At 39.8% G+C, this 7,147-nt stretch carries 8 protein-coding genes; 3 read left to right on the top strand and 5 right to left on the bottom strand.

The window, feature by feature from the left end:
* Positions 1-255 precede the first annotated feature (255 nt).
* Positions 256-1,113, bottom strand: a complete 858-nt coding sequence (locus tag H9631_RS16565) for a nucleotidyltransferase-like protein (protein WP_191814760.1) — start codon at positions 1,111-1,113, stop codon at positions 256-258.
* 159 nt (positions 1,114-1,272) lie between these two features.
* Here H9631_RS16565 and H9631_RS16560 point away from each other — a divergent pair, with 159 nt between their 5' ends.
* Complete coding sequence (locus H9631_RS16560) at positions 1,273-1,623, top strand: YgzB family protein (protein WP_191814758.1); 351 nt, start codon at positions 1,273-1,275, stop codon at positions 1,621-1,623.
* A gap of 30 nt (positions 1,624-1,653) precedes the next feature.
* Here the strand turns inward: H9631_RS16560 and perR are convergent, their stop codons facing one another.
* The 4 genes from perR to H9631_RS16540 form a co-directional block, all read right to left on the bottom strand.
* Positions 1,654-2,091 (bottom strand): peroxide-responsive transcriptional repressor PerR, encoded by a 438-nt coding sequence (perR, locus tag H9631_RS16555; RefSeq protein ID WP_191814756.1) that lies wholly within the window; start codon positions 2,089-2,091, stop codon positions 1,654-1,656.
* Positions 2,092-2,187: 96 nt separating this feature from the next.
* The gene (locus H9631_RS16550; RefSeq protein ID WP_191814754.1) at positions 2,188-2,736 is read right to left on the bottom strand and encodes a cob(I)yrinic acid a,c-diamide adenosyltransferase; all 549 of its coding nucleotides are present in this window, start codon (positions 2,734-2,736) and stop codon (positions 2,188-2,190) included.
* 737 nt (positions 2,737-3,473) lie between these two features.
* On the bottom strand, positions 3,474-3,947 hold the full coding sequence (gene bcp / locus H9631_RS16545) for a thioredoxin-dependent thiol peroxidase (protein ID WP_191814752.1): 474 nt from the start codon (positions 3,945-3,947) through the stop codon (positions 3,474-3,476).
* 75 nt (positions 3,948-4,022) lie between these two features.
* Entirely contained in the window at positions 4,023-4,400 is a 378-nt protein-coding gene (locus H9631_RS16540) for a potassium channel family protein (RefSeq protein WP_225221110.1), read from the bottom strand.
* A gap of 205 nt (positions 4,401-4,605) precedes the next feature.
* Between H9631_RS16540 and H9631_RS16535 the strand changes: the two genes are divergently transcribed.
* Together H9631_RS16535 and H9631_RS16530 are read left to right on the top strand one after the other, a co-directional pair.
* Entirely contained in the window at positions 4,606-5,892 is a 1,287-nt protein-coding gene (locus tag H9631_RS16535) for a glutamate-1-semialdehyde 2,1-aminomutase (protein WP_191814766.1), read from the top strand.
* A gap of 40 nt (positions 5,893-5,932) precedes the next feature.
* A complete protein-coding gene (locus H9631_RS16530) occupies positions 5,933-7,003 on the top strand; it encodes an FUSC family protein (RefSeq protein WP_191814749.1) in 1,071 nt (356 codons plus the stop codon).
* Positions 7,004-7,147 lie beyond the last annotated feature (144 nt).

Below are 7,147 nucleotides of genomic sequence, written 5' to 3'. Positions count from 1 at the left end.
TAGCCTTTGTTCCTTGCTCTAGCTGGCAATGGTTTAAAACCATTGTTACATCAAATTATTGACGTTCGTTTCGTTCAATTTTCAAAGATCAAAATTGCTTTTGTTTTTTCGTTGCTCGTTTGAGCGACTTTTTAATATTAACATAAGTTCTTTTCTTGTGTCAACATCTTTTTTCATTTTTCTTTATCGCTTAAAAGCTAACTTCTTTTAACTTCTTAGCGACGACTACTAATATAGCAAACATTATAAATCATGTCAACATGTTTTTTTCACTTGGTAATAACGCTCATAAATTCCATTGAATGCTGACTCCACTTGAATAGGAATAATCAATTCTTTTTCTATTAGATATTCTAACAGTGTTCCCAAGCTGGAGCCATACAATTTAATTTGAGGATGATGCGAAATCATTTCATGGTTCCAAATTTCATGTTCGTTCATAAGCTCTAAAATGTGCTCGGAGCCCTTTAATGTTTTTGAGTAAATAAAAAAACTACTCGCCAAAAATAAAAGTTCCAGTCTCTTCTCAATAGGTTCTTCGTTTTTTATGAGCTCCTCGAAGAGCTTCAAAATTTCCGGTTCATTTTTTTTAATCTGTTTCCAGAGTGCTGTTTCCGCCTCAATTCCCTTTTCCATGAGCGAAAATCTTGCTAGGTCGTGCAATGAACTCACAAGGAGGTCGTAAGCGTCTAAATAATGTTCATCCTCGAATAGTTTCTTTCCGAGACTAAAAGATTGAATCAATTTAGCAAACTTCATGCCCATTCTCATTTTATGATCGCACGAGACAGTTTCTCTTTTTATACTTTCCATATAGTGATCACGTTCGAACAGTACTTCACTTCCATTTAGCAGTTGGAATGCATTTGCTTCCGAAAGCATTCTTTTTCGGAACAGACTTTCATCAATCATAAAAAGACCGATTCGCATTCCCTGTACATAAAAATGTTTGGACTGTTCAGAACTTTCCTGATCAGTTACCACTGCATAAATTATTACATCAAACAAATCCTTACCCGTCAACAGTTCTTTTGCTCGATCTATCAACAAAACAGCTACCGTATTTGGCCGAGAAGCACAGTGATTCACTAATGGCCGAATAAAATCTTCCATTTCCATTCCCCCAAAAGAAGTGAAATGAGTTTGTTGCTGTCTATCATTTATTTCTATTTCGACAGTATCAATTGTTTTTCCTTCTTCTACAAATTGTTGGTTTCCCGGACATGCTTTCTTCAGGGTTTGTGGTATAGTTTATTTTTGGGAGGGCTTTGAATGGCAAAAAAATATTCAAATAAGATCAATAAAATTCGTACATTTGCGTTAAGTCTCGTATTCGTCGGATTCATCATTATGTATGTAGGTATTTTCTTTCAAAAACATCCAATCCTCATGACATTGTTTATGATATTGGGGCTGCTGTCCATCGTTGGAAGTACTGTTGTTTATTTTTGGATAGGAATGCTTTCTACAAAGGCATTGCAGGTCGCGTGCCCGAATTGCGGAAAGCCCACAAAAATACTCGGACGTGTAGATATGTGCATGCACTGTAATGAACCTTTGACTGTGGATCCAGAACTCGAGGGAAAAGAATTCGATGAAAGCTATAATAGGAAGAAGAAATAAAAAAATCGCCTAACATAAAGGCGATTTTTTTTAATGTGTTTTTTTCTTGCTGCACTCAGGACAGACACCGTAAATTTCCATCCGATGATGTCCAACGGAAAATCCCGTCATATGAGCTGCCAATTGCTCAACTTCGTCGAGTCCCGGATAATGAAAATCAACGATTTTCCCACACTCTTCGCAAATAATATGGTAATGATCAGATGTCACAAAGTCAAAACGACTTGATGCATCTCCATATGTTAATTCTTTTACCAACCCAACTTCACGGAAAACCCGTAGATTGTTGTAAACTGTTGCAACACTCATATTCGGGAATTTGCTTTCTAGAGATTTGTAAATATCATCAGCAGTCGGATGTGACATTGACTGGATTAAATATTCTAAAATCGCATGACGCTGAGGTGTAATCCGGACTCCAGTTTTTTTCAACGTATCAATTGCTTCTTTTAATTGTTCATCTAACATCGCCATGCACCTCTTTTCTTATAAAAAATTCATTCTCACTTTATAATCCTTATAAATAGTGTACTAGTAGCAAAGCCTTTTTGTCAATGGCTTCGCCTAGTTTTCATGCAAAGTATGTTCCAGAACCCCAAGTTTTGTATTAACGTAACGGGCAGTAACGAAAAGAAGATCCGATAGTCGATTCAAATATGAGAGAACCAGCGGATTTACATTGCCGATGGCTACGGCACATCTTTCAGCTCTTCTAACGATCGTCCTTGCAGTGTGAAAGGCTGCCCCCGCCGGATGTCCACCTGGTAAAATAAAATTCTTTAACTGCGGAAGGTCCTGATCCCACGTGTCGATGATTTTCTCAAGATCCTTTATATCCTCTTCTATCAGCTTCCACTTTACTTCTTTACCTTCAGGTGTCGCTAATTCAGCTCCGACATGAAACAGCATAGTTTGAATACGTTGAAACGTTTGCTTTACTTCTATTATTTCCGTTTTCTGTTCGTTTAATAAAAAACTCAATGCTTGTCCAATAACTGAATTGGCTTCATCGCATGTCCCATAAGCCTCCACACGCAAATCATTTTTGGGAATCCGACTTCCGTATACCAAAGAGGTCATTCCCTTGTCACCAGTTTTTGTATAAATTTTCACTCTAATCCCTCCATCCCATTACATTCTATCAAGCAAGGGGCTTCCCCTCTTCTGTATTAATTATATTTTAACAGCTTTATTTAAGTTTATGGTTAAAAATAAGAATAGCTCCTACCTTATCGGAGACAAGCAAAGCAAATTTTTATAGGAAGCTCCTCTCCACCAGAGCAATTTGACTTATACTCTCGATCGGCTGGCTCAAATCGCGACGCAACAGTACCTCCTGTATGTCGTAGCCGTAGTTGACATATCGTAGAAGACGCTAAATTTGTTATTCACTTCTTAGGCAGTTTATTATTTACTAAGCAATAAAAAAGGACCGCTTTCGCGATCCAAATATGTCTATATTAACTGAGGAGGTATGCCCTGTACTATAAGCTATGTATTTCTTGAAAATTGGAATGGACAAAAGCCGGAAACAAACAAAAATAGGCTTTTTTCTTCATTGAACTACTCCCACTTATGCCCCTTACAGTCTGTTTGCAGTGGGAGGTTCCTAAGAACACCTTCGTAACCGAGTCAATCCCCGAATAGGGCAACGCTCTGCATGGGGGCCGTTCCCCAGCCATCACAGCAAGGCTGCTCATTTCATTTACATCGTGAAATGCTTCCTTGAATAAGCTGTGCCGCAGGAGCACATTCTTCCTAAATAACCTTCTGCGTAACTTGATCCTCGAGCCGATGGCGCCTATAGCTAAACAAAAAACGATCCACCATGGATCGTTTTTGAAAAACATTTAAGAAAGATTTTCTTTTATGTACTGCAATGCTTCTTCGGCATGGCCTTTCGCTGTTACTTTTCTCCACTCTTTGACCAAAGTTCCTTCCTTGTCAATGATAAAAGTGGAACGCTCAATACCCATATATTCTTTACCGAAGTTTTTCTTCAATTTCCACACCTCATACAGCTCAGCCACTTCATGGTCTGTGTCTGCCAATAGCAAAAACGGTAAACCATGCTTCTTGATAAATTTATCGTGACTATCAAGTGGATCCGGGCTAATTCCTAACACTACAGCATCCAAGTCGGAAAAATCCTCGTGCATGTCCCTGAAATCACATGCCTGCACTGTGCAGCCTGGAGTCATATCCTTAGGGTAGAAATAAAGAAGAATATTCTTTTTACCACGATAGTCGGATAATGCAACTTCTTCACCATTGCTCGCCGGCAGCTTGAAATCTGGTGCCATTTCTTTTTCTTTTACTGTCATGAAATCCGCCTCCCTTAAATATGATCTTGTATTAGCGTACATAAATTCAGGCGAAAATTCAAATTTTGACATTAGCTATTTTCTAGGGGAGGGATCAATGTCAATAAAGGTTCGCACAACAAAAGCAGCGGGAATCGTATAACCAAGCAAAGCTTCAATAATAGCAAGAAGCCGTCCGATACCAACAGGGGCAACGTCTCCAAACCCGACAGAAAATAGAGTAACGGCACTCAGATAAACCGAAGTTCCAAATTTGGCTAAAAAACCGCCGCCTATACTCCCTCTCAGCTCAACATCATTAAATACATACAATCCTTTCATATCCAGCATCAGGTAAAGAATACCGAATCCGATCATGATTACTGCATATGTAAGACCAAGAAAAACAAAATTTTCAAAGGAAACTTCTTTATATTTGAAACGGGCGGGAAAAAACAAGAGTCTTAAAGCCATAAAAATACATACCAGCACTCCCAAAAACAAAAAATACCACACTCGCCGCCACCGCCCTTTTCTCTTGTCCCTCATTCAATATACGTGGATTTTAATATTTCTATGCGAGCAAATCTCAGCCTTGAACCTGTGAATTGCACTATAACCATCGGCATAATACAATAAAAGCTAGTATTTTACATCAAATGGAGGAAAACAATACATGATTTTTACAAAGTCAGAGGCCATACATAAAGAAGCACTCACCCATATTGTAGGTGGTGTAAATAGCCCATCCCGTTCATACAAAGCTGTTGGAGGCGGAGCACCCATAGCAATTGAAAAGGCGGAAGGTGCCTACATGTACGACGTTGACGGAAATCGCTACATCGATTACTTAGCTGCTTATGGACCGATCATCACTGGACATGCCCATCCGCATGTAACAGAAGCTATTAAAGGTGCTGCAGAAACAGGCGTGTTGTACGGAACTGCAACACAGCATGAAGTCAAATTTGCTAAAATGCTCAAAGATGCAATTCCGTCGATGGATAAAATCCGTTTTGTCAATTCTGGAACAGAAGCGGTCATGTCAACCATCAGAGTTGCGCGTGCGTATACAGGCCGGGATAAAATATTAAAATTTGCCGGATGTTATCATGGTCATTTTGACCTTGTCCTCGTGGCGGCAGGATCTGGCCCTTCTCAGCTTGGCATGCCTGATTCTGCTGGAGTAACGAAAAGCACTTCTCAAGAGGTTATAACAGTTCCCTTCAATCATATAGAAGACTTTGAAAAAGCAATGGATCAATGGGGACATGAAATTGCTGCTGTGCTCGTTGAACCCATTGTAGGAAATTTCGGCATGGTAGAACCTCAACCCGGATTTCTTGAAAAAGTGAACGAAGTGGCTCATAATTACGGGGCACTTGTCATTTATGATGAGGTCATCACTGGATTCCGCTTTATGTATGGAGGTGCACAAAATTTACTTGGGGTCACACCTGATTTGACAGCTCTTGGTAAAATCATCGGTGGCGGCTTACCAATTGGTGCCTATGGCGGAAAACAAGAAATTATGGAAGGCGTTGCTCCGCTCGGCCCAGCATATCAAGCAGGGACAATGGCTGGAAATCCTGCTTCTATGCTTTCAGGAATTGCCTGCCTCGAGGTTTTACAAAAAGATGGGACTTATGAAGAATTAGATCGTCTTGGGGCAATACTTGAAAAAGGAATTTCACAAGCAGCAGAAAAATACAGTATTCCTATCACCATCAATCGTATTAAAGGTGCCTTATCCATTTATTTCACGAAGCAAAAAGTAACCCATTATGAACAAGCGGAAGCAACAGATGGGGAAATGTTCGCCAAATTCTTCAAACTGCTTCTTCATGAAGGAATCAACATTGCCCCTTCCAAGTATGAAGCCTGGTTTTTAACTACTGCCCATACAGAAGAAGATGTGAATGAAACGATTTCTGCAGTGGAGAAAGCTTTTAAAAATATGAAATAAGGGAAGCTCATTCCCAAAGTATAGAAAGGAAATTATTTATATGAAGCTTGGTGCCCGAATGCTAAAAACGGGAATTGCTATCACGCTGGCACTTTATATTACACAGCTTCTGAATCTGCCTTCACCGATCTTTTCAGCTATCGCTGCCATCTTTGCCATCCAGCCGACGATATACCGTTCCTATTTATCCGTTGTTGAGCATGTGCAAGGAAACATTATCGGCGCCCTATTAGCCATTACCTTTCACCTGCTATTCGGCAGCCACTTACTGATTGTTGGATTAGCGGCAATCGTGGCGATTGTCATCATGGTGAAGTTGAAGCTCGAAAATTCCATCAGGCTAGCGCTTGTTACCATTATAGTAATAATGGAAGCACCCGCCGAACAGTTTTTGTACTTTGCCTCGTTGCGCACATTTGGCATATTTATCGGAATCCTTTCGGCCTTTGCGGTGAACTTCATCTTTCTGCCGCCTAAATATGAAACTAAACTTTTCCAAAGTATTTCGGATGTCACTGAGGATATTATAAAATGGATTCGGTTGACAACAAGGTTTGCTTCTGAGGATCAGTTATTACAGAAAGATATTGGCAGCATAAAAAAAAGAATCACCCAAGTCAACCAGCTCTATTCCATGTATGAAGAAGAGCGGCGTTATTTTAAAAAGTCAGATTTCGCAAAACTTCGGAAGTTAGTCATTTACAGGCAAATGATTCAGGTAACCCAAAAAAGCTTTGATATTTTAAAGCTTCAGCGAAAGTATGAAAACATTTTGCATAAACTTCCGGAACACTTACAGACAGAAACACGGGAGAGACTCGATTCCCTTTTGAGTTATCATGAACAATTGCTATTAAAGTATTTAGGAAAAGTTCGACAGGAGGCTGAACTCGATGATACTCTTTATGGGGAAACCGATAGAGACCACCTGCGTGATTTATTTCTAAACGAAATTCGAAAAAGCGACCCGGAAGATGTCTTCCAACCCTATCATTTAATGCGGATCCTATCCGCCATTATTGAATACGAAGAACAGTTGGAGCAGCTTGACAAATTAATCGGGGCTTTTCAGACATACCATGAGAATGAAAGCCAAGTGGATATCGGATAAAAAATGTCTGGATACATCGGACGAAATGAGTTAAAGTGCTTAGTCCCCAGCAAGCATTAGATAATTAGAGGAGACTCTGATCATCCATACTAGGAAAATTGGCGTAAGCGTCTATGCCAGTTCGTATAATCAAAAAACAGCCTC

It is taken from the genome of Bacillus norwichensis (assembly GCF_014836955.1).
In the GTDB taxonomy this organism is placed as follows: Bacteria; Bacillota; Bacilli; order Bacillales; family Bacillaceae_C; genus Siminovitchia; species Siminovitchia norwichensis.
The sequence above is the reverse complement of the archived record's forward strand: the minus strand, read 5'-3'. Positions and strand labels throughout refer to the sequence as shown.

What these genes read in the sequence shown, in the direction of transcription:
- perR (WP_191814756.1), bottom strand. Translation starts at nt 2,091, where the DNA reads ATGTTAGATGAACAATTAAAAGAAGCAATTGATACGTTGAAAAAAACT.
- H9631_RS16560 (WP_191814758.1), top strand. Translation starts at nt 1,273, where the DNA reads ATGGCAAAAAAATATTCAAATAAGATCAATAAAATTCGTACATTTGCG.
- H9631_RS16565 (WP_191814760.1), bottom strand. Translation starts at nt 1,113, where the DNA reads ATGGAAGATTTTATTCGGCCATTAGTGAATCACTGTGCTTCTCGGCCA.
- H9631_RS16540 (WP_225221110.1), bottom strand. Translation starts at nt 4,400, where the DNA reads ATGGCTTTAAGACTCTTGTTTTTTCCCGCCCGTTTCAAATATAAAGAA.
- H9631_RS16530 (WP_191814749.1), top strand. Translation starts at nt 5,933, where the DNA reads ATGAAGCTTGGTGCCCGAATGCTAAAAACGGGAATTGCTATCACGCTG.
- bcp (WP_191814752.1), bottom strand. Translation starts at nt 3,947, where the DNA reads ATGACAGTAAAAGAAAAAGAAATGGCACCAGATTTCAAGCTGCCGGCG.